The sequence below is a fragment of the Deltaproteobacteria bacterium genome (assembly GCA_026129095.1).
Classification (GTDB): domain Bacteria; phylum JAGRBM01; class JAGRBM01; order JAGRBM01; family JAHCIT01; genus JAHCIT01.
The window spans coordinates 168,552-192,499 of record JAHCIT010000006.1 but is presented as its reverse complement, the minus strand read 5'-3'; the positions used below and the strand labels follow the sequence as shown (position 1 = coordinate 192,499).

The 23,948-nt window shown below is 60.7% G+C and carries 25 protein-coding genes and 2 tRNA genes; 12 read left to right on the top strand and 15 right to left on the bottom strand.

Features of this window, described 5'->3' with window-relative positions; all coding sequences use genetic code 11:
• The first annotated feature begins 13 nt into the window (after positions 1-13).
• Complete coding sequence (gene dapA, locus KIT79_10470; GenBank protein ID MCW5829721.1) at positions 14-916, top strand: 4-hydroxy-tetrahydrodipicolinate synthase; 903 nt, start codon at positions 14-16, stop codon at positions 914-916.
• A 5-nt stretch (positions 917-921) separates the two neighbouring features.
• Here dapA and KIT79_10465 read toward each other — a convergent pair whose 3' ends face one another.
• Positions 922-1,626: a hypothetical protein gene (locus tag KIT79_10465; GenBank protein MCW5829720.1), complete on the bottom strand. Its 705-nt coding sequence runs from the start codon at positions 1,624-1,626 to the stop codon at positions 922-924.
• A 314-nt stretch (positions 1,627-1,940) separates the two neighbouring features.
• Here KIT79_10465 and KIT79_10460 point away from each other — a divergent pair, with 314 nt between their 5' ends.
• The 4 genes from KIT79_10460 (at position 1,941) to KIT79_10445 (ending at position 5,530) form a co-directional block, all read left to right on the top strand.
• Entirely contained in the window at positions 1,941-2,336 is a 396-nt protein-coding gene (locus KIT79_10460; GenBank protein ID MCW5829719.1) for a hypothetical protein, read from the top strand.
• Positions 2,337-2,592: 256 nt separating this feature from the next.
• A complete protein-coding gene (locus tag KIT79_10455; GenBank protein MCW5829718.1) occupies positions 2,593-2,889 on the top strand; it encodes a hypothetical protein in 297 nt (98 codons plus the stop codon).
• On the top strand, positions 2,886-3,812 hold the full coding sequence (locus tag KIT79_10450) for a 4Fe-4S binding protein (GenBank protein ID MCW5829717.1): 927 nt from the start codon (positions 2,886-2,888) through the stop codon (positions 3,810-3,812). The genes KIT79_10455 and KIT79_10450 overlap by 4 nt, the downstream gene beginning before the upstream one ends.
• Before the next feature lie 74 nt (positions 3,813-3,886).
• Positions 3,887-5,530, top strand: coding sequence for an acetolactate synthase (locus tag KIT79_10445; GenBank protein ID MCW5829716.1), 1,644 nt, complete (start codon positions 3,887-3,889; stop codon positions 5,528-5,530).
• A gap of 4 nt (positions 5,531-5,534) precedes the next feature.
• Here the strand turns inward: KIT79_10445 and KIT79_10440 are convergent, their stop codons facing one another.
• The 9 genes from KIT79_10440 to KIT79_10400 are packed head-to-tail and all read right to left on the bottom strand — an operon-like array spanning position 5,535 to position 15,203.
• A complete protein-coding gene (locus KIT79_10440) occupies positions 5,535-6,056 on the bottom strand; it encodes a MarR family transcriptional regulator (protein ID MCW5829715.1) in 522 nt (173 codons plus the stop codon).
• Between the two features lie 32 nt (positions 6,057-6,088).
• Positions 6,089-7,132: an LLM class flavin-dependent oxidoreductase gene (locus KIT79_10435; protein MCW5829714.1), complete on the bottom strand. Its 1,044-nt coding sequence runs from the start codon at positions 7,130-7,132 to the stop codon at positions 6,089-6,091.
• Between the two features lie 23 nt (positions 7,133-7,155).
• Positions 7,156-8,628, bottom strand: a complete 1,473-nt coding sequence (locus KIT79_10430) for an aldehyde dehydrogenase (protein MCW5829713.1) — start codon at positions 8,626-8,628, stop codon at positions 7,156-7,158.
• 10 nt (positions 8,629-8,638) lie between these two features.
• Entirely contained in the window at positions 8,639-9,763 is a 1,125-nt protein-coding gene (locus KIT79_10425; GenBank protein ID MCW5829712.1) for a zinc-binding dehydrogenase, read from the bottom strand.
• 7 nt (positions 9,764-9,770) lie between these two features.
• Positions 9,771-11,003, bottom strand: coding sequence for an acyl-CoA dehydrogenase family protein (locus tag KIT79_10420; protein MCW5829711.1), 1,233 nt, complete (start codon positions 11,001-11,003; stop codon positions 9,771-9,773).
• Positions 11,000-12,004 carry an acyl-CoA/acyl-ACP dehydrogenase gene (locus KIT79_10415; GenBank protein ID MCW5829710.1) on the bottom strand — a complete coding sequence of 335 codons (1,005 nt, stop codon included), beginning with the start codon at positions 12,002-12,004 and terminating at the stop codon, positions 11,000-11,002. Before KIT79_10415 ends, KIT79_10420 begins: the two co-directional genes overlap by 4 nt.
• A gap of 42 nt (positions 12,005-12,046) precedes the next feature.
• The gene (locus KIT79_10410) at positions 12,047-12,844 is read right to left on the bottom strand and encodes an enoyl-CoA hydratase/isomerase family protein (protein ID MCW5829709.1); all 798 of its coding nucleotides are present in this window, start codon (positions 12,842-12,844) and stop codon (positions 12,047-12,049) included.
• 3 nt (positions 12,845-12,847) lie between these two features.
• Complete coding sequence (locus tag KIT79_10405) at positions 12,848-13,639, bottom strand: alpha/beta fold hydrolase (protein MCW5829708.1); 792 nt, start codon at positions 13,637-13,639, stop codon at positions 12,848-12,850.
• Positions 13,632-15,203 (bottom strand): AMP-binding protein, encoded by a 1,572-nt coding sequence (locus tag KIT79_10400; protein ID MCW5829707.1) that lies wholly within the window; start codon positions 15,201-15,203, stop codon positions 13,632-13,634. The genes KIT79_10405 and KIT79_10400 overlap by 8 nt, the downstream gene beginning before the upstream one ends.
• Positions 15,204-15,446: 243 nt before the next feature.
• On the opposite strand from KIT79_10400, the gene KIT79_10395 reads away from it, so the two are divergent.
• The 5 genes from KIT79_10395 to KIT79_10375 are packed head-to-tail and all read left to right on the top strand — an operon-like array spanning position 15,447 to position 19,992.
• A complete protein-coding gene (locus KIT79_10395; GenBank protein MCW5829706.1) occupies positions 15,447-16,652 on the top strand; it encodes a thiolase family protein in 1,206 nt (401 codons plus the stop codon).
• Positions 16,653-16,658: 6 nt separating this feature from the next.
• Positions 16,659-17,084, top strand: a complete 426-nt coding sequence (locus KIT79_10390; GenBank protein ID MCW5829705.1) for an OB-fold domain-containing protein — start codon at positions 16,659-16,661, stop codon at positions 17,082-17,084.
• Positions 17,085-17,117: 33 nt separating this feature from the next.
• Positions 17,118-18,326 (top strand): acyl-CoA dehydrogenase family protein, encoded by a 1,209-nt coding sequence (locus KIT79_10385; protein ID MCW5829704.1) that lies wholly within the window; start codon positions 17,118-17,120, stop codon positions 18,324-18,326.
• Between the two features lie 13 nt (positions 18,327-18,339).
• On the top strand, positions 18,340-19,149 hold the full coding sequence (locus KIT79_10380; protein ID MCW5829703.1) for an SDR family oxidoreductase: 810 nt from the start codon (positions 18,340-18,342) through the stop codon (positions 19,147-19,149).
• A 21-nt stretch (positions 19,150-19,170) separates the two neighbouring features.
• Positions 19,171-19,992 carry a MaoC family dehydratase N-terminal domain-containing protein gene (locus KIT79_10375; protein MCW5829702.1) on the top strand — a complete coding sequence of 274 codons (822 nt, stop codon included), beginning with the start codon at positions 19,171-19,173 and terminating at the stop codon, positions 19,990-19,992.
• Positions 19,993-20,096: 104 nt separating this feature from the next.
• Here the strand turns inward: KIT79_10375 and KIT79_10370 are convergent.
• The 4 genes from KIT79_10370 to KIT79_10355 all read right to left on the bottom strand — a co-directional run bounded on the left by KIT79_10370 (position 20,097) and on the right by KIT79_10355 (position 21,388).
• A tRNA-Asp gene (locus KIT79_10370) sits at positions 20,097-20,173 on the bottom strand.
• 58 nt (positions 20,174-20,231) lie between these two features.
• Positions 20,232-20,307 (bottom strand) — tRNA-Val (locus KIT79_10365).
• A gap of 68 nt (positions 20,308-20,375) precedes the next feature.
• The gene (locus tag KIT79_10360) at positions 20,376-20,936 is read right to left on the bottom strand and encodes a hypothetical protein (protein ID MCW5829701.1); all 561 of its coding nucleotides are present in this window, start codon (positions 20,934-20,936) and stop codon (positions 20,376-20,378) included.
• Positions 20,937-21,136: 200 nt separating this feature from the next.
• Positions 21,137-21,388 carry a hypothetical protein gene (locus KIT79_10355; protein ID MCW5829700.1) on the bottom strand — a complete coding sequence of 84 codons (252 nt, stop codon included), beginning with the start codon at positions 21,386-21,388 and terminating at the stop codon, positions 21,137-21,139.
• A 508-nt stretch (positions 21,389-21,896) separates the two neighbouring features.
• Between KIT79_10355 and KIT79_10350 the strand changes: the two genes are divergently transcribed.
• Both KIT79_10350 and KIT79_10345 read left to right on the top strand, forming a co-directional pair.
• Positions 21,897-22,280, top strand: coding sequence for a hypothetical protein (locus KIT79_10350; protein MCW5829699.1), 384 nt, complete (start codon positions 21,897-21,899; stop codon positions 22,278-22,280).
• A gap of 117 nt (positions 22,281-22,397) precedes the next feature.
• The gene (locus KIT79_10345) at positions 22,398-23,141 is read left to right on the top strand and encodes a phospholipase (protein ID MCW5829698.1); all 744 of its coding nucleotides are present in this window, start codon (positions 22,398-22,400) and stop codon (positions 23,139-23,141) included.
• Between the two features lie 31 nt (positions 23,142-23,172).
• Here the strand turns inward: KIT79_10345 and KIT79_10340 are convergent, their stop codons facing one another.
• The gene (locus tag KIT79_10340; GenBank protein MCW5829697.1) at positions 23,173-23,907 is read right to left on the bottom strand and encodes a protein-L-isoaspartate(D-aspartate) O-methyltransferase; all 735 of its coding nucleotides are present in this window, start codon (positions 23,905-23,907) and stop codon (positions 23,173-23,175) included.
• Positions 23,908-23,948: the final 41 nt, after the last annotated feature.

The following is a 23,948-nucleotide window of genomic DNA, read 5'->3' as shown; positions in this document are numbered from 1 at the left end:
GCTGGACTGGCACATGATGAAACTCGACAGGAATTTCCTGAAAGGATCCTATCCACCCATCGTGACGCCATTTCGCGGCGGCGAGGTGGATTATGCCAAATATGCTGAACTGGTCGAATACCAGATTGCGAATGGAACGCATGGGATACTCGTTACTGGAACAACGGGAGAACCCAGCACTCTCACCATTGACGAGCGCGCCCGCCTGCTGGAAACCGCTGTCAGGGCGGCAGAAAAGCGTGTCCCCGTCGTGGCTGCGACAGGATGCGAGTCGTGGGCATCGACCCTGGAACTGACGAAGCGTGCCGAAAAGCTGGGCGCGGATGCGCTCCTTGTCGTGACGCCCTATTACATCAAGCCGCCACAGCGCGGACTGGTTGAGTATTATTCGGCACTGGGACGCGAAACCGGTCTGCCGCTCATGATTTACCATATACCCGGGCGGGCGGTGGTGAACGTCACGGTGGAAACGGTTGCGCGCATTGCCGAGAAGGTTCCGACGCTGGTGGGGATGAAGCACGCCGTGAATGATCTGGAATATGTGTCGGAACTGTTTGTGAAAATGGGGCCGGACTTCCGGGTATTCGTGGGGCTGGAGAGCCTCAGTTTCCCGATGATGGCTGTGGGGGCGCAGGGGCTGATGAATGCCGTGGGGAATATCGCTCCGGGACAGGTGGCCGAGCTCTGTAACCGGGTGTTTGCGGGCGATCTGGAAGGGGCCCGCCGCATTCATTACGAGCTGTTTGATCTGAACAAGGCCGTATTCCTCGATACGAACCCGATCCCGATGAAATACATGATGAAACGGATGGGCCTGCTGGCGTCGAACGAGCACCGCCTGCCGATGGTCCCGGCCACGCCGGAGCAGGAGAAAATCCTCGACGATATCCTGAACCGGTCCGGAATGCTGAAATAGGGTTTTTAGCCCCCCTCTATTTCCCGGCGCAGGAAGTTCATCTCGCGGTCGAGGTCCAGCGGTCGGCCGAGCCTGTCGGTTACTTGGAACGTGTCGTAGGCCTTTCCGCCAGTTGTGCGGATGTCGCATCGCACGATCTTGATGCCAAGCATGGCGAAGGCCCGGGCAGTCCGGTAAAGAAGCCCTCTGGTATCCGCCGCCCTTAATTCGATCACATTCGCCGAGGTTGCCGTATCGGTGCGGGTGGTGAGTTCCAGTTCACGCACCGCTTCGCAGTCCGGCGCCGGAGCGTCGGCGATCCGGGCCTGGAACTGGGTGACGAGAGAGTCTCCAACCGCTTCCGGGCTTGCGGGGCCATGAAACTCGACGTCGATCAGCAGGGTGCCATCGGTTCGCGGGTAAAGCTCTGCTGCCTGAATCGAGCCACCCGTGAGCGCAATGGCGGCTGTAACATGGACCAGTGCACGGGGTGAGTTCATTGAAAACGTCATGAGCCGTGCACTTCTGCCCATCCGGGTCACGTCCCATGACACCGGATGCTGTACGAAGGTTTTCAGGGGATAACCCGGATGGCTGCAGATGAGGTTCATGTGCCGGCTCATCCGTTCGGGGCTGACGCGCCGGAGGTAGTCGGATGGCATAAAGCCGAGTTCCCGGTCATGGATTCGCCGGGATTCGTCAGCGGGTATTTCGGTTTCCAGTGTAGACATTATGGGGTTGGCACAGGCTGCCGCTAATTTTGACACTTGGTCGTACGCTCCTTCCACCCTTCCCGTAGCATGTCTGTGACGCGCCTAGTCATTACCGCGATACGGTTTCCCAGCCCCGTCACGGTAAAGCAAGCGTGGTTCCACACCATAACACGTATTTTTATCCAATAATTACAAATAGTTATATGATTACAGTGAAATGCGGCCGATAGCGTTTTGCTGCTCAACCGTGCAGGGTGCCGGATAAACCGGCAGTTTTGGCAATAACCTGCCATTGATGGTCAATTGGCTGGTCATGAGGGAGTGCCATCATCGTGACGGGTCATTCGGCGGATTGCGATAATAAGCACGAGAACAGCCAGAACAAAGAGGATACTTTTCAGGATGGTTTCGGACCAGAACCCTATGCCTGCCTGTTCTTGCACCTGGACCGTTTGGCTCAAGGTAGCCGATTGGCCGTCAGTACCATTGAAATGGGCAGTGATCTGGTAGGTGCCGGCAATCCGGAAGTTGTGGATCAACCGGAATTTACCGTTACTGAGCCGCTCGGTGACAGGGTGCTTTTCAGCAGGCAGGGTGCGGAGCGCGGGATCGTCCGGCCGGATTTCGACGTGAAACTGGCCCTCACCGGGAGCCCGGGCAGTGGAACCCGTGGCTTCCAGAATCAGTTGCACTGGCGCAAAAATGGCGGGCTGTTCCGGTATTACTGACAGGCTGATAGCCGGTGCTGCTGCCCGTGCGGTGAAAGCAGTCAGCAACAGGCTGGCAGCAAGTGTTGATAGGCACTGGAAGTATGGCTGGAACAGGCGAAACAGGGTGGTATCCCTCCGCTGCACAGGGATGTCACTATGAACGGCCATGCTGGGTGCAGCCTATGAGCATGGTCATAGTGCCAGTGGTACCAAGAGGTTAGAGAATAAAGGGCGGGCATTCCCTGCGCGCTGCCACCTATGGGAGGACCGGACCATGCCGGATACCGAGACGGCCTTTAATATGCTCACGATCGTGCTTGAAGTGGTCCTGTTTACCTCTCTTGTGGCTGTTGCTCTGGCTGTTCGCAGCAAGCGGCAGGGGCTCCGTGCAGGCGGCGAAGCCATCGCCAGGCAGCCAGTCCTGGCATCTGCGGACTTTACCGGCGAAGCATCCGACATGGAACTGCTCCGGCGGCGGCGGTTTTTTCTTGCTCTTGCCATTGTCGTGAGCGGGATGGTTGTCGCCTCCCTGATGGCTTGGGTCGCCATCGCCTGGGGGCGGGTGACGTGACATTCGACTGGATGGTCTCGCAGCGGGCGCGGGAGCGGATCCGGGCCCGTATGCAGGGTGGCCGGTACCGGAATATCCGGGTCATCATGCTCAGCTTCGCCACCCTGCTGATTGTGTTTGGCCCGGCGTTCGATCTTTGGCACATGGATATCTATACCGGCCGATACTGGGTTCTCGGGGAACCGGTTACGCTCGCTGAATCCATTCGCGCGTTCGTCATCGGATTTATCATCGTCAATGTTGTGATTCTGGTCGTGAATGCGACGATGGGGCGGTTCCTGTGCGGATGGTTCTGTCCGGTGGCGACACTGAACCGGATTGGCGAGTGGGGCCGCCGGAATCTGCCGAAATGGGCACGGATAGGGGTGGCCGGGGCGCTGGGAGTTGCGATCGGACTGGGAATGATCACCTGGATGTTCGATCCGATTCATGTCCCATTTCTGACGGCCGGCCAGATGGCCGCATTTGTGGGGGTATGGGTATTCCTCACGATTTCGGTGGCGGGGCAGATTCTATGGCTGGGCCACAATTTTTGTGTAGGGCTTTGCCCGTCCGGAATCTATTTTTCCCTTACCTCATCGAGCGCAAGGGGCGGGGTGCATCTGATCCGGGGTGCTGACTGCACCGATTGCGGAATATGCGCCAAGGTATGCCCCATGGAGCTGGATCCGGTACGGCTGCTGGAAAAGTCGGGGGAGCCGATGTTCTATCCGTTCGCGGCCACCGATTTCGACCGCTGCATCCGGTGCGGTGACTGCATCGAGGCGTGCGATGCCTTCGGGAACCCCAACGATCCATCGTTCACTCCGCCAATCCGGCTGGGTGTGGATAATCGCGACGTCCTGAATGCCGGGTTGAACCACATCAAGCGATCCGCGTCAGCTCGCCAGGCTGCATCGGACCTGAAACGGAATGCCGCATAGAAAATCCGCGGCTTCCGGATATGGGCGGAAGGCTGCTAGGCTGACCGCAGTTCCTCGACGGGAGAAAGCAATCTATGGGAATGATTCACGGGGGCCGGGTAGTCGCCAAGGCGCTCAAGGCTGAGGGCATCTCGCATATTTTCACCTTGTGCGGTGGTCATGTCATGGCCATTTATGACGGTTGCCATGACGAGGGAATTCGTACCGTGGATTTCCGGCATGAGCAGTCAGCCGCCCATGCGGCCGATGGCTGGGCGCGGGTGACGGGGACGCCCGGCGTTGCCGTCGTCACGGCCGGCCCCGGCGTCACCGATGCAGTGACGGCCGTGGCGAACGCCTGGCGGGCAGCGGTGCCGATGATTGTGATTGGCGGACAGGGGCCCCGTGCACTCCAGGACATGGGCAGCTTGCAGGACATGAACCATGTGGAACTGATGCGACCCATCACCAAGTGGTCCACGTCGGTTCCGGAGCCACGGCGTCTTGCTGAATATGTGGCAATGGCATTCCGGGTGTCGACGAGCGGCGTGCCGGGTCCGGTATTCCTGGAGATGCCGGTCGACTATCTCATCAGCCCGGTGAACGAGGCGACCTGCGTGTTTCCCAGGAATTACCGAACAAAGGCGCGGCCCGCTGGCGAGCCGGTCTTTATAGATGCAGCAGCTGATCTCCTTTCCACCGCCGAAAAACCGATGGTGATCGTCGGTTCCCAATGGTACTGGTCTGACAGGCGCGAGGCGCTGGACGAGTTTCTGGATGTGCTCCGCGTCCCGTGCTTCCTGAACGGCATGGCGCGGGGCGCGCTCGGTCCGGATCATCCGTCGTTTTTCTCCCGGTCGCGCAAGGACGCGCTCAAACAGGCCGATGTCATCCTGATTTTTGGGACGCCGCTCGACTTCCGGCTCAACTATGGCCGCGATGGAACGTTCAACAAGAACGCCAAGCTGATTCAGGTCGACCTCGACGGGGGAATCATTGGCCACAACCGGGGCGTTGAAGTGGGGATTGTCGGCGATACCGGCTGGGTGCTGGATGCACTGGCGAAGGCGCTGAAAGGCCGCCAGCGGACGGATGTAGCCAAGTGGCTGGAATCGATGCGCTCCATCGAGGCGGCACATCTTGCCAAGATGGAGGCGGAACTCACTTCCAATGATAATCCGATCAACCCGCTCCGGGTGTGTCACGAGCTGAACCGCTTTATCGGCGACAAGACAATTGTTGTTGGAGACGGCGGCGATTTCGTGGCGACGGCGGCCTATACGCTGAAAGTGCGGGGTGCCGGGCACTGGATGGATCCCGGCCCCCTTGGGACACTTGGCGTTGGTCCCGGCTATGCCATCGCAGCCAAGCTCGCCCGCCCGGACCATGACGTCATCATTGTGTACGGAGATGGGAGTTTCGGCCTTAACGGGTTCGAGTTCGAATCAATGGCACGGCAGGGAATCAAGATTGTCGGCGTGATTGGCAACGATGCTGCTTGGACGCAGATACTCCGGGGGCAGCGCGATTTGTACGGGAAGGACCGGCTGTTTGCGACGACACTCGACTACACGCGCTACGACAAGGTTGCCGAGGGGCTGGGCTGTCACGGGGAGTGGGTGGAAGCTCCGGACCAGATCCATCCGGCACTGAAACGCGCTTTCGAGAGTCCCAGGCCGGCGCTGGTCAACGTCAAGATTGGCGGCAGCGATTTCCGCAAGGGCGCGATATCGATCTAGAAGTTCAGCCCCCTGCGGACTGTTTCTTCTGCCTGGCCGGTTTTTCCCGGTCGATTGCCTCGACGCTTTCGAAGAAGGCTTTTTCGATCTTGGCGAGCATCCGTGAAAGATGGGCCATCTCGTCGCCGGTTAACGGCTTGAGGATCTGACGGAACATGTCGATCGGCGATACCGGTGTGGTCATGGCCAGGTCGTCCGCCTTTTCCGTAATCCGCAGCTTGACCTTGCGGCGGTCGTCGTTGGCTGTGAGCCGTCGGACCAGCCCGTTCGCCTCCATGCGGTCAACGAGACTGCTCACGGTGCTCTGGTTCAGGTGAAGTTCCTGTGCAAGCTCGGAAATGGTGATTGACCCCTTTTCGTGCAGGATCTTGACCGCCTGTATCTGGAGCATCGTTGCGCCGTGTTCCCGGCCCATCCGGTCGGCACGCTTGCGGACTTCGGCGACGATGCGAATAACCCCGTCAACCAGAGCTTCCTCGGTCTCGGAGCGGCTTCGCGGCGTGGTGCTGTCTGGGCTATTGGCCATCGGGTTCAAATCCTGGCATCGGGCTGGGGTAACTATGCCAGCGCTGGTGCGACCTCCTTAGCATACAGTTCCATGGAACGCCGCACTTTCTCGGTGGGCAGCGCACCGATATTGAATCCACCGATGAAGTAGGTTGCCCCCGCATCCCTGAAGGAACGCAACTGCCTGGCGACCGTTTCTGGCGACCCGCAAACGAAAGCGCCCAGATCCGGCGACAGAAGCAACTTGTTCGGATCCCCCATCATTTCGGGCGGAAGCTGGATACGCTTGGTGAGCTGGGCAATGAGCCTTTCCCCACCGACAAAGAACGCCTGAATGGTTTCAAGGAAAGCTTTTTGGCCAGTTTCCTGAGCCTTCTGGTCGGTCTCCCCCACATAGATCCACTTGAAGAACGGGGCCTCTATTTTTGCCGGGTTGTGCCCCGCCTGTTTCGATTCGGCGACATAGGTATCGCGGTCCTTTTTGAACGAGGCGACCGAAAACCCCGCCGTTGGCAGGACCACATAACCCCGCTGTGCCGCCCAGACGAGTTGGTCCGGAGTGCCGGTATTGATCCAGATTTCAGGGACCGAGCCGTCTTTCCGTTCGGGCTTGGGGACGATCTGCAGATCCTCGATCTGGTGGTGGTGACCCTTGTAAGAGAACTTCTCCTGTTTCCAGGCGAGTTCAGCGATCTCGGCGGCTTCGCGGAGACGTGACCTGTTTTCCTCCACGTCCACACCCAGCTTGGCGAATTCGTATTTCCGGTAACCCGCGCCGATGGAGTAGGTGAACCTCCCGTTGCTGAGGATGTCCAGCATGGCGGAATCTTCGGCAAGCCGGACAGGATCGGAGAGCGCTGCCACAATGACGCTGGGGATGAGACGGAGCCTTGTCGTCCGGGTGGAAAGCGCCGCCAGGAACAGTTCGACTCGCGGCATGATCCCGTAATGGGTCGAGAAATGGTGCTCGGCGGGATGTGCGCCCGTGAAGCCCAGTTCCTCGCCATAGCAGCATTCGCTCAGTGCCTGATGGTAGAGATCCGTGACGCTTTTCTTTCCCAGGGTTTCGAACAGATAGAACATTCCGCTTTTCATGGTTTCATTCCCTCCCTTGGTTCTCAGGCCAGATCGACAAAGACGTTCTTGACCTGGGTGTATTCCAGCAATGCATCACGACCGCCGTCGCGGCCGTAACCGGATTTTTTCATGCCTCCGAATGGCGCAGCAGCCGGAAGGCTTCCGTAGCTGTTGATCCAGATGACACCAGCATCGATCGCCTGCGATGTCTTGAGCGCTGTCGTGATGTTTTCCGTCCAGATTCCGGCAGCGAGACCGTATTCGGTCCCGTTGGCCAGTTCGATGGCTTCGTCCGTCTTCTTGAACGGAGTTACCGCCACTACCGGTCCGAATATCTCCTCCCGGGAAATCACTGAATCGGATTTCACATCGGCGAATACTGTCGGTCCGAGGAAAAATCCTTCTGAAAGATCTCCGCCGAGCCGCTCGCCGCCGGCAACGAGCCGTGCATCTTTTTTCCCTGCCTCAATGTAGGCCTGAACGCGCTGGAGCTGCCGCTCGGCGGCAAGCGGGCCCAGGATGGTGGACTTTTTTAGTGGGTCGCCTGGTGCCAGCCCCTTCGAGAATGAGGCGATGTTGCCCACCATCTGCTCATAGACCGGATCTTCCACATATACCCGGCTGCAGGCGGCACATGTCTGGCCGGACAGCCCGAAAATGCCGAAAGAGGTCTGCATGGTCGCCTTGGTAAGGTTGGCGTCCTTGAAAATGATCGTGGGTGACTTGCCGCCGAGTTCCATGTGCACCTTGGTGAGGTTTCTGCCAGCCAGTTCGGCCACCTTCCGGCCGGTGTCCACCGAGCCGGTGAAAGAGAGTTTGTCGATGCCAGGATGACCTGCCAGGGCGGAACCAGTACGTCCGTCACCGGTAACGATATTCACGACGCCGGGCGGAATACCCGACTCGGCAAGGCATTTTTCTGCCCAGCGGAGTATGGCGAGTGAGGCCAGTTCACTGGGTTTGAGTACCACAGTGTTCCCGGTTGCCAGAGCCGGCCCAAGCTTGCTGCCGACGAACAGGAGCGGCGTGTTCCAGGGAATGATTGCCCCGACGACACCGATGGGTTCCCGGACCGCATAATCGAACGCTCCCGGAACCGGGATCACTTCGCCATAGATCTTGTCCATCCACCCGGCGAAATACTCGAGGTTTTTCTGTAGCGAGATGGCTCCCAGCCGGGACGTGATCTGGGCCGGTACGCCCATTTCCAGCGTGAGTAGTCTGTTTAGTTCGGCAGCGTGCTGTTCGGTGAGAGCAGCCAGCCTGAGAATCGCTTCACGGCGTTTTCCCGGTGAAAGCTTGCGCCAGCTGCCGCAGTACGCCTCGCGGGCGGCGGCTACGGCATCGGACACGTTTTCGGGTGATGCCTGGCCTATCTGGCCAAATAGTTTTCCGGTGGCCGGGTCGGTGACCGCAAGGCCGTCGCTGGCGTCTCTCCACTCCCCATTGATATAAAGGCGGCCGGGACGTGTAGCGTCCAGTTCCTGGATGGCGGCAGCGTGATCGAGCGGCATTTCTGTCCTTTCAGGCAGCCAGCTTGATGGCGGCGCGAGTAATGTCCTTGTGGCTCTTGCCGAACGTTTCAGCGTCGGAAAACGCATCGTTGATCTTTTCCAGCGGGTAATGGACCGGCACTGTCGAGAACGGATACCGGTTTTTTGCCCGGACGAGGAAATCGAGCGCCTTACGGAGCACCGAGGCGGGATAGAGCGAGCGGCCCAGGATCGAGCGGTTGCCGCCTACCAGGATTGATGGGTCTTCCTTGTAGGAGGCCCGCGGCATCACGTTTCCCATCGTCAGGTAGCGTCCCCGGCGGCCCATCATGCGGACGCCTTCGGGCATGACATCCGGTATTCCAACCACTTCGACCACGAGATCGGCACCCCAGTTATCGGTGAGCTTCTTGATCTCCTTGACGCGGGCCTGTCCGTCCGGGAACTGCCGGATATCAATAATCGCGTCGGCCCCCATCTTTTTCGCCATGTCTATCCGGCTGTCGATGCCGTCTATCACGATAACCCGGGAAGCTCCCATCTCACGGGCGACGGCGGTGGCATACTGGCCAAGCCCGCCGGCACCCTGGATGACTACCGTTTCGCCAAACCTCAAATCGGCGTCCAGAAGTCCGTGGATCACCTGGCTCAAGGCGCAGTTGACGCCGGCCACCTCATCGTCGCCGAGTTCGTCGGGTACCTTCAGGACCACCTGCTTGGGCGAGATGAGGTAGTAGTCTGCATAACCGCCTACGAAGGCGTTCTGGGGGCTCACTGGCATGAAGACAGTGTTGAGGGATATCTCGCAGGTGTGAAAGGCGCCATCCAGACAGGCATAGCAGTGACCGCAAGGCTTGTAATAGGCGAATACCACCCGGTCGCCTTCCTTGAGGGACCGGCCCAATGCGTCCCGGCTCCGGCCTTTCCCGGATTTCACGACCCGGCTCACCATCTCGTGTCCCAGTACCATGTCCATCTTGAGCTGGGTACCAATGGGTGTATGGCCGAGCCAGATGTGGAGATCGGACCCGCAGATATTGGCGACAAGATTCCGGACGAGCAGCTCGCCTTCCTTGGGTTCCGGAGCGTCGAACTCCCGGATCTCCATCGGTTTCTGGGCTTCACGGAATATGGCGGCGCGGCCTTTTTCGGGCATGGAAATGTTACTCCTTGTCGGCTGGTTCTCCGGACACGCCGGGATAATCCACGATCCGTCTCGCGATCACGATTCTCTGGATCTGCTGGGTGCCTTCGACGATGTCGAGTACCTTCACATCGCGGTACAGCTTGTCGAGATACGCATCGCCAGTGATACCGGCGTCGGCCATTATCTCCAGGCCAAGACGGGTTGCTTCGAGTGCTACCGGCGGCGCGTAGGCCTTTGCGATGGAGGCTTCCAGCGTATTGGGTTTCTTGTGGTCAGCGAGCCAGGCGGCACGCCAGCAGAGAAGCCGGGCATGGTCTATTTTCATCCGCATGAGCGCCAGCCGCTCAAGAATTCGCTGATAGCGGGGAACTGGGCGATCTGTAACGTAGTTCTGCCGGATGAAATCGCGGGCATGTTCCCACGCTGCACGGGCGATGCCGACCGACATAACGGCGACAATGGGGCGGGTGGAATCGAATGATTTCATGGCACCCTTGAATCCTGCCCGGCCTTCGTAGAACGCCTCGCCACCCAGCAAGTTCGCCACCGGGATGCGGCAGTTGTCCAGCGTGAAGCTGCAGGTTTCATAGGCCCGCAGGCCGATCTTCTTTTCCACGCGTGTGATGGAAAATCCCGGCGTTCCCTTTTCAACAACAAAGGCGCGGTGAGCATCGCGTCCCTTCGACGGGTCCACCGTAGCGAAAACCACAACCCATTCAGCCCGCTGCGAGTTGGATATGAAGGTCTTCGACCCGTTCAGGACATAGTGATCTCCGTCTTTCACCGCCGTCGTGCGTATGCCGGCCACATCCGAGCCCGCACCTGCCTCGGTCATTCCAAAAGCACCCCAGCGAGGGCGGTCTTTCTGGCGGAATGGCCCCAGGAACCGCTCCTTTTGCTCGGGCGTTCCCATGTGGTGAATGGGTGCGCCACCAAGACCCGGTCCCGGCAAGGCAACGGCAGAGCCACGATCCCAGTAGGAAGCTTCCTCAGCGAAAATTACTCCCCGCCGGGCGCCCGAGGAAGGCTTGTCTGGATCGCGGCTCTTTTTCCCGTTGTCCTCCTCATCATTCAGCCCGCGTCCACCCAGGCCCATCTCGAGCACTTTCAGGAAGAACTCATGGTCCGGTGGAATGGGACGCTCCAGCCGGTCCGCCTCTATCCCTAGGGGCCGGAGATACTTTTCCCCCAGCCATTTCAGCATGGTGAGCTGTGCGCGGCTGGCATTGTCGAGGGAAAGGTCGATCATGGGGTTCGACCCTCTACCAGCTCCGGAAACCCGATTTCGGTGCTCAGCGAGGTTGAGAAAGCCCCGGCTGTCATCAGGGCGCCGTCCACGCCGCCCCAAAGCTGCGAAAGGACACGTGCCTCGCGGAAATATTTCTCCACGAAATGGTCCTTCATGTAGCCATGACCGCCGAGGAGCTGAAGGGCCTGATCGCAGACGAACAGGGCGTTCTGTGCCGCTTCGACAAAGGCAGCAGCCGTGTCGAACCGGGCCTCTTTCCCGCTGTCCATGCGCCATGCCGATCGCCAGACAGCCAGTCTTGATGCCTCGGTCCGCATGGCCATCTCAGCCAGAACAAAGGCGACTCCCTGATGGTGTGCCAGTGTGCGCCCGAAGGTCTTGCGTTCCATCGTATAGGCGCGGGCATATTCCAGTGCGCAGGCCGAAAGGCCTGCCAGCAGTGTGGCGGCAAGCTGGCGGGTGTGGTTCTGGAATGCGGCCGCAGGAACTGTTTTCTTGACTGGGGCCTTGTCGAACGAGAGTGTCCATCCCTGTGCCGTATCCAGTGCCGCTGGCCGGCAGGGAGTGGCTGAAACTCCGGTCTCGATGAACACGGCGGAGTCGGAACCTGACAGAAGTACAAGTGCCCGGCCCGTTTCGCGTCCGAACGAAAGGGGCCACTTCCCGCTGACAAAGCCGCCAGAGGCCTCCAGCCTCTGGTCAATGTCGCTCGCCAGATGGACAGGGCCGGTATTCAGGCCAAAAATCCGTAACCCAAGACCGGAAAGTCCTAGGGCGAAGGCGGCACCGGCATCGGCGCGGGACAGTTCGTAGTAAACCAGTGTATCGGCAAATGCACCGAGTCCCGCGCCACCAGCGGTTTCCGGAACACCGGCCAGCCCAAGACCGGTGTCGTCGAACTTCTTCGAGAGGTGAGCGGGAAGGGCTTGGGCCGCTTCGTGGTCGCGTACCTTGGGAAGCAGTTCGGAGCGGGCGAACGCCTCGGCGGTCGACCGTATCATTTCCTCTTCATCGCTTAGTGCAAAGCCGAACATGCCCGTTCCCTACTTCCCCTTGAACACCGGTTCGCGCTTCTGCATGAGGGCCATAACGCCTTCCTTGGCGTCGTCGGTCTGGCTGCACAGGGCCTGCGCGTAGGCTTCGGTTTCGAGCGCAGCCGCCGGGTTCATCTGAAGCCCGTTGTAAAGGGATCGCTTGGTCAGCCTGACGGCGTAGGGGGCGCACGCTGCGATTTCCGTGGCGAGGGCTTTTGCCCGGTCCATGACTTCAGCTTCCGGAACGGCGTAGTTGACCAGACCGAACCGGGCCGCTTCGTCACCGTTAATGATCCGGCCGGTGAAGAGCAGTTCCGCGGCAATGGGTAGGCCAGTAAGTCTTGGCAGAAGATAGGAAACTGCCATGCCGGGATGCAGCCCCAGCCGGACAAAGTTCGCGCCTATCCTGGCACTTACAGCAGCAACACGAAGATCGCAGGCAAGCGCCAGCCCCAGTCCGCCCCCGATGGCATGTCCATTCATGGCAGCGATGACCGGGATGTCCAGTTCGAGAAGTGCTAGGAACGATCCGTAGACCCATTTGGCCGATTCACGCATGCCGGGAGTGCCCGCCATGCCGCTCCGGGTCATGAGATCTGCCGTGGCCTTGAAATCGGCGCCGGAGCAGAAGTTCTTGCCACTGCCAGTGACAATGAGTACCCGGACTGCATTGTCCCCTTTAACCTCCGCGACGCGAGTTCTGAAGGCATCGAGGAGTTCCACAGTCATGGCGTTCCGGTTATCAGGACGGTTCAAGGTGAGAACCGCCAGATGGCCCTGCCGCTCAAGGATGACTGCATCGTCCATGCGCTATTCTCCCAGGAATTCCAGTAAGAGACGTGTGACCTGTTCGGGGGCTTCGACCGGGGTCATGTGACCAGCACCTTCAATGACTTCGAGTGCGGCATTGGGAATCGAACTGGCGATGGCACGGGCCTGGGCTGGCGGCGTGGCGATATCCTGTGATCCCACGATAACGAGCACTGGACACTTGATCGAGCCAATACGCTCCAGAATGCTGTCGCGGTTTGTGACGGCCAGGGTTGCCTGCGAGATGGCATTTACGTCATTGGAAAGAAGAATCTTACGGTAGCGATCCGTTACAGCCGGTTCGCGCTTCATGAAGGCAGGTGAAAACATGAGGCCGAGGGTCATTTCGATCATGGGGGGCATGGGCGGCTTGTCCCGGGACTGTTTTGCGTAGTCCGAATAAGCTGCTCGTTTTGCCGGGTCTTCCTCGCCAGCGCTGGTGTCGAGAAGCGCGAGTGCCGTCATCCGTTCCGGTGCCCGGAGCACCACCCGCATGCCGGTCATTCCGCCCATGGAAAGGCCCACGTAGTGAAACCGCTTCGCACCAATGGTGTCGGCCACAGCCAGCACGTCGGCGGCGTTGTCGTCCAGCGTATAGGGTTCGTCCAGTTTCGAGCTCTTGCCGTGTCCCCGGAAGTCGATGGAAATGCACCGGAACTTCTTCGACAGGACGGCTGTTTGGGCCTCGAACATCGTGCCATCGAAAGTGAGGGAATGCCCGAACAGAACGGGATAACCGGACCCTGCATCGGTGTAGTGAATGCGGTGGAGGCCGGAAAGGGCGTCAGGCATGGGCAGCCCCTTCCGGCGGCTGGCTTCCGGTCTGGGCACCGGCTGTATCGCCGCCTCGCAGGACGCGTTTCAAGACCTTGCCAAGAGCATTGCGTGGAAGCTCACGTACAAATTCGATCTGACGGGGGCGCTTGTAATCGGCGAGCCGCCCGGCACAGAACGCCTGCAGTTCATCGGCATCTGGACTGGAGCCGTCGCGCAGAACGATGAATGCCTTCACGTCCTCACCCAGGATCGTGTGCGGTACTCCGACCACGGCCACCTCGGCGACAGCCGGATGCTCATAGAGCACGTTTTCCACCTCTAGGGCGAAGATGTTGTGCCCACCCCGGATGATCATGTCCTTGAGCCGGTCGTCGATATAGAGATAACCGTCGGTGTCAAAGTGACCCACATCGCCTGTTTTCAGCCAGCCGTCTTCGGTCCAGGTTTCTCGCGTCGCCTGCTCGTTGTTGAAATAGCGGCGGCGGTTTCCCGGTGTGCGAAGCCAGATTTCACCCTGCTCGCCGGCGGGGAGTTCGTGGCCGTTTCCGTCACAGATCCTGATTTCGGTCGGAGGCAGAGGCTTGCCGATGCTGCCCGGCCGCTTGAGGGCCTCGGTGGGCGGCAGTGTGCAACCCGCTCCACCGGCTTCGGTGAGACCATAGACATTGATTTGCATCGCCTGCGGGAACCTCTGGGCGAGTCCGCGGATACCCTCAGGCGGCATTGGCGCCGTTCCGTAGAGAATCATTTTGAGCGAGCGGTAGTCGTATTCGCCGATGGATGGATCGCGGAGCATCAGCATCAGCATCGAAGGTACCGCATATAGCAAGGCCGCCTTGCGTTCGGCGATCAGTTCCAGAAACAGGGCCGCATCGAACCTCGGCAGGACTACGGATGTCATGCCACCTGTAAGCGGAAGCATCAGCATCGCGTGGGTGCCGGCGAAGGTGTAGTAGGGGACAGCATGCAGGAACGTCTGTCCGGCGAACATCGCACCGAGACGTCCTTTGGTGACAAGAGCTACGTTGGCATGAGTGCTGGCGACACCTTTGGGAAACCCGGTGGTTCCGGAGGTATAAAGAATATCGGCGAGATCGTCGGGGGCGCGCTCCACCTGAATGGTATCCGTGCTCTGTCCGGACTCGAAGGAATCCCAGCCGAATGTGCCGGGGAGCCCCCCTCGGGTGACTGCTTTCAGTCCTGCCGGGGCGAGCTTCAGGATGGCAGCGAGTTCCGGGGACTGGCGGCTCTGGGCGAGCAGAAAACGGGAGGCCGAATGCTCCAGGATCCAGGCCGACTCGCGGGCCGTGAGCCGGGCATTTACGGGCACCGTAACGCCGCCAGCTTTCTGGATGGCGAAGTAGCCGACCGCATAATCGAGTGCATCCTCATTGGTGAACCAGAGGGCGACCCGGTCATCCGGCTTGAGGCCAGCCTTGACCAGGGCGCGGGCGAGCCGGTTGCTGCGCGCTTCCCATTCTCCATAGGTCATCGAGGCAGAACCGATGATATCGATGGCTGTCTGGCCCGTGGTCTTGGCCGCCTGTTCGCGCAGGATATCGGGCACCAGAACCGCCACCAGTGGTCGCCTCCGGAAGGAGCCCGCCTTCGTGCTCCCTCGATTGACCCAAATAATACATAGTATACGAAGTAACACAAGAAAATAATTTATAGAAGTTCTGATCACGGAGAGATTTGTAATATAATATTCTGATTTTATTAATAAAATAGTCATATATTTTGAAATTTTGCACTTAATATGAATAAAGCTCAGTAAATATATCTTGACGATAAATAGCTATATTTGGTAGCTCATTAAATCATGGTTGTACGCGCCAGTATTGATGCTGTAATTGCCGGGGTGGCCGCAACTCCGGTTACGAAGAAAGGCCCACGGCCCATACGGGACGTCATGTTCGAGATGGCCCGGGAAGCGGTGGAGGACTCGGGTCTCGATCCGAAAGACATCGATGGACTCTTTCTGACGCCACCGGGGCTCAACCCGGAGCTGTTCATGATGTTCGCGGCGCATATGGGGAAATACCTGGGCATCCCCACGAAAACGCTGACGCTGGTGGAAAACGGCGGGGTCACGGCGGCGCTGGCGTTGAGGTTCGCAGTTGACGAAGTGACGCTTGGCCGTTGCCGTGCGGCGCTCGTCATCGCCGCTGATCACCGTACCAGCGTCGTCGATACCAGTGATTTCCAGCAGACGCTGCGGCAGGGAGCCTACGCGCAGGTGAGTCTGCAGGGATCCTATGACGGGGCATTCGGCGCCGGCGCGCCCATCCCGTTCTATGCCATGAGCGGGCAGCGTTACATGCATGAAACCGGCACGACGATCGAACAGGTCGCTGATTGTGTGGTGCGATTGCGCGAGCACGCGGCCCAGCATCCGGGGGCCCAGTTCCGGGAGCCGGCCACGCAGGATGACATCCTGAATGCACCGATGCAGTCGCCGCCCCTGACGTTGCCCATGTGCTGTCCGTTCAGCTCTGGAGCGGCGGCAGCGGTGGTAACCTCGCTCGACGTCGCCAAAGGGCTGAAAAAACCCGTGGCAAGAGTAACCGGCGTCGGCGAATGGCACGAGCCGGAGCATTTCTGTCCGGTCACTGGTTCCATGTCGGAATACAAATCCGCGCAGATGGCCGTTGCCGAGGCATGCACCCAGGCGGGTATCAAGTCCACCGATGTGGATGTGGCCGAGGTTTACGGCGTTTTCGCGCCTACAGAACTGATGCTGTATGAGGATCTGGGCTGGTGCGCAAAGGGGAAGGCTGCCCGCTGGGTTGCAGAAGGACGCAATACCTGGGGTGGAGATATCGTCGTCAATCCGACGGGCGGGCGTATCTGCTATGGCCACCCGGCTGGAGCGACGCCGCTCATGGAAGTGGTCGAAGTGACCCGCCACCTGACGGCGCGGGCGCCCGGCCGGCAGGTTCCGGATGCACGCCTCGGGCTGATCCATGCCGAGCATGGCTGCCTCAACGGCTCGATCGTGATGACTTTCGAACGGATGGGGGCGTAGCGGCCAATGAAAGACCTGATTGACAAGTTTTCCTGGCAGGCGATGAACAATGACGCCGATTCAATGTTCGGCGAATATGTACGGCTTCTCCGTGATGAAAAGCGGCTCTGTTCAACGAAGTGCAAAAAGTGCGGACATGTAGACTATCCGCCCCGGGCGTTCTGTACGAGATGCTGGGGAGTCAGCGTCCAGTGGATTGATATTCATGAAAGCGCCACTCTCTATGCCTTTACCACGCAGGCGAGGTCGGTCCGGTTTATGGCGCCGGAAGTGATCGGCCTCGTGGAGCTGCCCGCACTTCCGGGTCCGGGCCGGATCCTTTCCAAGATCAATGGAAAGTTCGGCGATCTCCGGATCGGTCAGAAACTCAAGTTCGTTCCGTGCCCGATCTCCGGCAAGCTGCATACCCATTCGTTCACGCCGGTGGACTGAACCAGCGCGTTCAGCCGCCAGGAGACTTGCAAAATGATCGATCTGGAGCTTTCCCCGCAGCAGAAGATGATGCGGGACATGTTTCACCAGCTCGCCAGGAACGATTTTCGTCCACTCTCGCTCAGGTGCGACCGGGAGAGCCGTGCCGATGACGCTTTCCTCGAAAAAATGAACAAGATGGGCATCACCATGCGAACTGGCGCGGATGCTGCACCGAGGAAGAAAAAGGCGGTATCGGAAAAACCCAAAGGACCCTCGGATGTGAACCGCCTGAGTGCGCTTGCCGCCGAGGAGCTTTCGTGGGGGGATGCGGCGCTCCTGATGAGCCTGCCAGGGCCTGGCCTTGGCGGCCCGCCGCTCGGTTTCATGGGGACCGAGGCGCAGCGGGAGAAGTATTTCAGCATCTTCAGCAAGAAGGAACCGGCCCGGTGGGGAGCGTACGGACTTACGGAGCCTGGCGCCGGTTCTGATGTCGCCGGGATCCGGAGCACCTGCCGGAAGGAAGGGAACGAGTGGGTAATTAACGGCCGTAAATGCTTTATCACCAACGGCGGCCGGGCGAGCTGGGTGATTGTGTTCGCCTCGATGGATGCGAAACTGGGCCGCGCCGGGCACCGTGCATTCATCGTCGAGAAGGGGACTCCCGGTTTCAGCATTGGCAAGATCGAAAAGAAGCTCGGGCTCCGTGCCTCGGAGACGGCGGAACTCGTATTCGATGACGTCCGCGTACCGGAAGAAAACCTTCTTGGAGGGCCGGGCCGCTATTCGGAAACGTCCAAGGGTGGATTCCGGACAGCCATGAAGACGTTTGACTCCACCCGGCCTTTTGTTGCGGCCATGGGACTTGGAGTGGCGCGGGCTGGCTATGAGGAGTTTGCCGACTGGGTCCGGCGTGAACACCGGACAGCGGCTCCTTGGTCAGCCCATTTGCGCCGGAAGGTGGCTGAATTTGACCGCCGTATCCATGCAGCGAGGCTCCTGATCTGGAATGCAGCATCCATGGCGGATCTCGGCATCCCCAATACCCGCGAGGCATCGATGTCCAAGTCATATGCCTGCAAGCACGCCAAGGAGATTCTGAGGGAAATTCTTGATCTCATGCGCGGCACGGGCACTGAACAGGAACAACTCGTCGAAAAACTGTTCCGCGACATCCAGGTGTTTGATATCTTCGAGGGCACGGGCCAGATCCAGCGGCTCATCATCGCCCGGCGGATGATGCCGGGACTCGAGATCGACTGAAAGGAAAGTGCCGTTGTCCCATTCCGGTCCGCCATCCCGCCTGTTCGCGCCCGGCCTGTTCAAGGGCAAGGTGGTGATCGTGACTGGCGGCGGCACGGGGATCGGGCTGGCGGCGGCGCTTGAAATGGGACGTCTCGGAGCGCGAATCGCCATCGGATCGCGCAAGCAGAACCATGTGGACGCCGGTCTGGAGAAGCTCCGCGAAGCGGGAGTGGAATCTCTCGGAGCCATTCTCGATATCCGCGACCGGGCTTCAGTAGACGGATTTATCAAGGCCGTTCTGGACGCCTATGGCACTGTCGACATCCTGATCAATAACGCGGGTGGCCAGTTTCCGGCTCCGGCGGCGGTCATGGAAGAAAAGGGCTGGCGGGCGGTGATTGACACCAACCTGAACGGCACCTGGAACATGACGCAGGCGGTGGCCAAGGCATGCATGCTCAGGCGTGGCGGGGTGATCATCAACATCATCGTGCCGACCGACCGGGGGATGCCAGGGGTGTCACACACCTCGGCGGCGCGGGCGGCCGTATCAAACCTAACAAAATCGCTTGCAACCGAATGGGCGCAGTTTGGCATTCGGGTCGTGAGTCTGGCGCCGGGAACGATCGACACGGGCGGCCTGAAGCAGTATCCGCCGCCGCTGATCGAATCGCTCCGCAAGGGCATTCCGTGGGGGCGGTTCGGGACACCGGAGGAGATCGCCGAGGTGATCACGTTCCTGGCCTCTCCGGCCTGCGATTTCTGCACGGGCGAAACCTTCACGGTCGATGGCGGCGCACGGTGGGCGCATCCGATGTTCCTGCCGCGAAAGGTCCAGTAGGCACAAGGGAGGCAGATGGGCATGGGAATGAACCGCGAACTGGCAGGATACGAAGGAAAGCCCGTTGAATTTGTGGTCGAGGCCAATCAGGTGCGGGCCTACGCCGCGGCCGTCAACGAGGGCAACCCTCTTTTCCTTGGGGAGAATCCGGTCGCACCGCCGTGTTTCGCCTTCACGGTCGGTCTGCCCGCCATGGGCAAGTGCATGTTCCATCCGAAACTCGGTGCGAATATCATGCGGCTCGTCCACGGCGAACATGTGTTCCGGTACCGGCGGCCGGTGAAGGCTGGCGAGAGACTGGTGTCCAGGGGAAAAATCCTCTCCATCGAGGAAAAACCCACTGGCGAGACAGTCACTATTCTGGTGACGAGCGAAGACAGCGAGGGGAAAGAGGTCAGCCAGTCGGAGGCACTGTTCTTTATCCGTGGCTCCGGTTCCGGGAAAAGTGCTCCGGCGGAACCGGTTCCAGAACCTGCGAAGTTCGACTTTGAAGTCCCGATGAAGGTGGCTCCAGATCAGGCGACCCGGTTCGGGAATGCTTCGGGCGACAAGAATCCCATCCATATGAACAACGACGCGGCGAAGGCCTCCGGGCTTCCCGGCGTCATCCTGCACGGGCTATGCACGCTGTCGTTCGCGGCGCAGGCAGTGGTCGATAGCTGCATGCGTGGTGAGGCGCCGCGCCTGGCGGAGTTCGGCGCACGGTTCTCGAAAATGGTGCTGCCCGGCGACACTGTGACGACCCGGATCCGGAAGACCGGGGCGGGGGTATGCGAGTTCGACGTCGTGAACCAGAACGGCGTTACTGTGATTAGCCGGGGCCATGCGAGGTGGCGGGAGTAGCCCGCATCCCGTACAGGCGGTGCCGGTTAGCCGGGCGACCAGCTTCCCCGGCAACGAAAAGCCCCCTTACCGGGGGCTTTTCGTGTCTTCAGGAAGACAAAAGTTGGCGGGGTGGACGGGACTCGAACCCGCGGCCTCCGGCGTGACAGGCCGGCGTTATAACCAACTTAACTACCACCCCGTTCAGTTCATCATTAGCGAGGGGACGGGCGGCCTTGCGGGCCGCCATTTGCTGCATCTGGTAGGCGGTACAGGGCTCGAACCTGTGACCCCCGGCGTGTAAAACCGGTGCTCTACCAGCTGAGCTAACCGCCCGGGGAGCGGTTGTCTATCCGCCTGCGCCCGTCCGAGTCAATAACGGACCGCGGAGCGGACCGCAAATATCAGTTCCGGATTGTTGTCCAGCCGCCGCTTTGCCAGGCCTTGAGGTCGTAGTCCCCGGAAATGCGGACATAAATGGCATGGACCTGCCCCTGGTCGTTCCTGAGGTAGACGAGCCCGGGAAACCCCGTCAGCAGGCCATCCTCCATCACCAGCGTGTCGTTGTCGAAGGTGATGCCGTTTTCCGTGGCGGCGAGGTCCGTCCCGTTGGGGAGCTTGAGGCCGGGGTAGGGCGTCACGTTCTGGTCGTAACCGAACCGCACGCCGCCGGGGAGCGAGTAGGTGCCCTCGGTCTTCTCCGAACCGGGCCTGCCGGAGGTGAGGACCACCTGCCGCTTGCCGGCATCGAAAACGAGCCGCGCCCGTCCGCTGTCGACCGAGGCCCGGCGTGCGGCGACGATGAGCTGGCCGATCCGGGCCGAGGCCTGATCCAGCGCGGCCCCTGGCGCGAATGACAGGTAGTTGGGCATCGTGAACGCCAGGAACGTGAACAGGACCGCCAGCGGAGTGGCGATCTCCAGCGGATGCAGCCGCGCACGGTAGATGACGGGCGGATTTTCCATAAGGGTTACGGGGTTAATTATCCGGGTCGTAACCGGTTGTAAACACGTCCACGGGCTTTCGGCGATTTTTTTGGATGGCCCGGTCCGGGGAACTGGCGGGCCGGAAAGAGACAGTCAGAAAGACCGGGGCGGGAACAAGGGCCGGGAAGAAACCCGGCGCGCTTTTTCTCCTTAAAGGTGCCCCGGCCGTCGTCAGGTCATCAGCGAGCCGCGCCGCCCGTGGCTGCGCTGCCGTCGCCGCGGAGGTTCGCGCCGCCCGCGACCGCTTCCCGCAGTTTTTCGCCCGCCGTGCGGCAGGCCGCTTTCCGGTTCTGCTCGCGGGCCCTGGAGTAGCGCACGAAACGGTCACGGTAGTTGCGTGCGGGTTTGGCTGACTTTTGGGGAATCTCCCCCGGTTCCGTCTGGTGGAGGCTCGTCACGGTTGACACCTGCTTGTTCCCTTTCGTCTTCATGATCTGCTGGTCCCGAACGCGCCGGGTGCTGCCCGGTACGTTCTCTGAAACTGGTTACGCACGGTCCATGCCATCGGTGGGGTAATTGATCTAACTAACTGTAATAGCGTTGTTTTACCGGATGTGACGTATGCACTCGTGCGACGGATTGCGCCTTCGGTGGGCTAGTTTGTGCTCTATATCACACTTTAAGCAAAACTTTGCGTGCAACCGTTGCGGCCAGAGCCGAAAAACGGCAGCCAGTCCCAAAGTTGAGGCGTGGTGAGCCGTGGTGAAGCGTGGTTGGACTATCGTGGTTGGACTATCAACGATCCCTGATGACAACTGGCTGGACCACTATCGAGGCGTGGTGAGCCGTGGCGAGGCGTGGCCGTTTTAATAAAACGTTCTAGGCCTGTCACTTTTTCCTTGCACCCGGTGTTATAACGCAGTAAGTCAAAGACGGGCCGCCGCAGCCCAAGCGTTCATAACCATAAGAGTCAACAACAGCCAAGGAGAACCGATAGTCATGGCGAAGAAAGCCCCCGCAAAGAAGAAGGCAGTGAAGAAGTCACCCGCGAAGAAGCCGGTCAAAAAGACGGCCGCGAAAAAGGCTCCGGCCAAGCGCGCCGTCACGAAGCAGGATCCGCGTACCGCGCTTGAGGCGCAGCTTCGCGGTCTTGAGAAGTCGCTCCACGAGCTGCGCGGCGAGCTGTCGCACTTCCAGGCGACCGTCGTCTCGTCATCCCGGAACCTGCTCGGCGCGTTCAGCGGCTTCCGCGATGCCCTGTCGTTCCAGAACAACCCCGGCGCCGACGGCGTCCGCCAGGCGGCGACCCGGCTCGTGGATGGCGTGAACCACTACATCCAGTCGCTCCAGACCCGCGTCCGCTCTGTCCGCAAGGCGGGGTAGGGCACGCACGCGCCGGGCGTCTCCGGCCGGGGCGTGACCATCAGGATGGCGGGAGGACAGCCGGCCGGGCGAAACTGGCGGGCTGTCCTTTCCGCGTCTGGAGTGCTGGCGTCCCTCGTGCCGCTGCTGGCACTCGTAGCAGCCGCCGGTTGCCAGCGCCCCACGGCTCCGGCCACAAAAGGGGGGATGCCGTTCCCCTTCCACCACCGGGTCATCGAACCCCGCGATCTGTCGTCCGGTATTTCAGGCAGCAATCCGGACCAAAGGCCGCCGCTCCTTCTCCTGTTGCACGGGATCGGCGCCGACGAGAACGACCTCGCTCCGCTCGCGGGGATGCTGCCACCCCAGCTGAAAGTCGTGAGCCTCCGCGCCCCGCACGGCTACTACACCGGCCGCGCATGGTTTCAGATCGAATGGCGGCCGGACGGCACCGTCATACCGGACACCGGGCAGGCGCGGGCATCGCTCTCTGAACTCGTGAGCGCGCTGGAGATGGCCCCCGCCCTGTTCGGGACCGACCCTGCCCGGACATTCGTGCTCGGCTTCAGCCAGGGGGCGATGATGAGCCTCGGCGCGCTCCACACGGCACCCGGAAGGCTCGCCGGGGTGATGCTTCTCAGCGGCCGCCATTCGGAGGATCTTTTTCCCCTCGCCGCTGGCCGGGAGGCCATTGCCCGTGTCCCGGTGCTCGCCGCCCACGGCCTTTATGACGAGGTGCTGCCGGTGGAAAACGGCCGCCGGACGAAGGCCGCCTTCGAGGGTTTCCATCCCGACTTCACCTACCGCGAGTTCCCCGTCGCCCACGGCATCAGCGAGGACGAGCTGGAGTGGATCGCCGACTGGCTGGAGAAGAGGCTGTAGGGGGAAGATTACGGGCGGCTGTAAAGCACACCTACTCCTGCGCCTTGCCGGTCATGGGGACGAAGCGGACGGGGATGACGGGGCGGGTGTCGAAGGTCTTTTCGCCGGTGCGGGTGATGACGATGAGTTCCTGCTCCCCCACGCCGACGGGGGCGATCAGCTTGCCGCCGGTTTTCAGCTGCTCCTTCAGGGGTTCCGGCACACGGGGCGGGGCGGCGGTGATCAGCACGGCGTCGAACGGGGCGGCCTCGGGCCAGCCCAGATAGCCATCGCCGTGGCGGACATGGACGTTCCGGTAGCCGAGCCGCTCCAGGATGCCGGCGGCCTGGCGGGCGAGGGGTTCCAGTATCTCGACCGAGTAGACCTCGGCGCCCATCTCGGCCAGCACGGCCGCCTGGTAGCCGGAGCCGGTACCGATCTCCAGCACGCGGCTCCCCGGTTTCACCCCGGCCAGTTCGCTCATCAGGGCGACGATGTAGGGCTGACTGATCGTCTGGTCGAGGCCGATCGGAAGCGGCCGGTCGGTGTAGGCCTGCTGCCGGAGCGAGGGCGGCACGAAATCGTGCCGGGGCACCCGCTCCAGGGCTTCCAGCACCCGGGCGTCCTTTACTCCCCTGCTCATGATCTGCGTCTCGATCATACGCCTTCTAGCTAAGTCTGTTTCTTCGGATGACAACCCCCCTTCGGGCCAGCGGGGGCCGGTGGAGGCCAGCGGCTGGGCCTCGGTGGCGGGCCGCGGGGCCGTACAGGCGGCCGAAACGGCCATGAAGGCCGCCGTGAGCAGAAAAAATGCGGGCCGGGTCATTC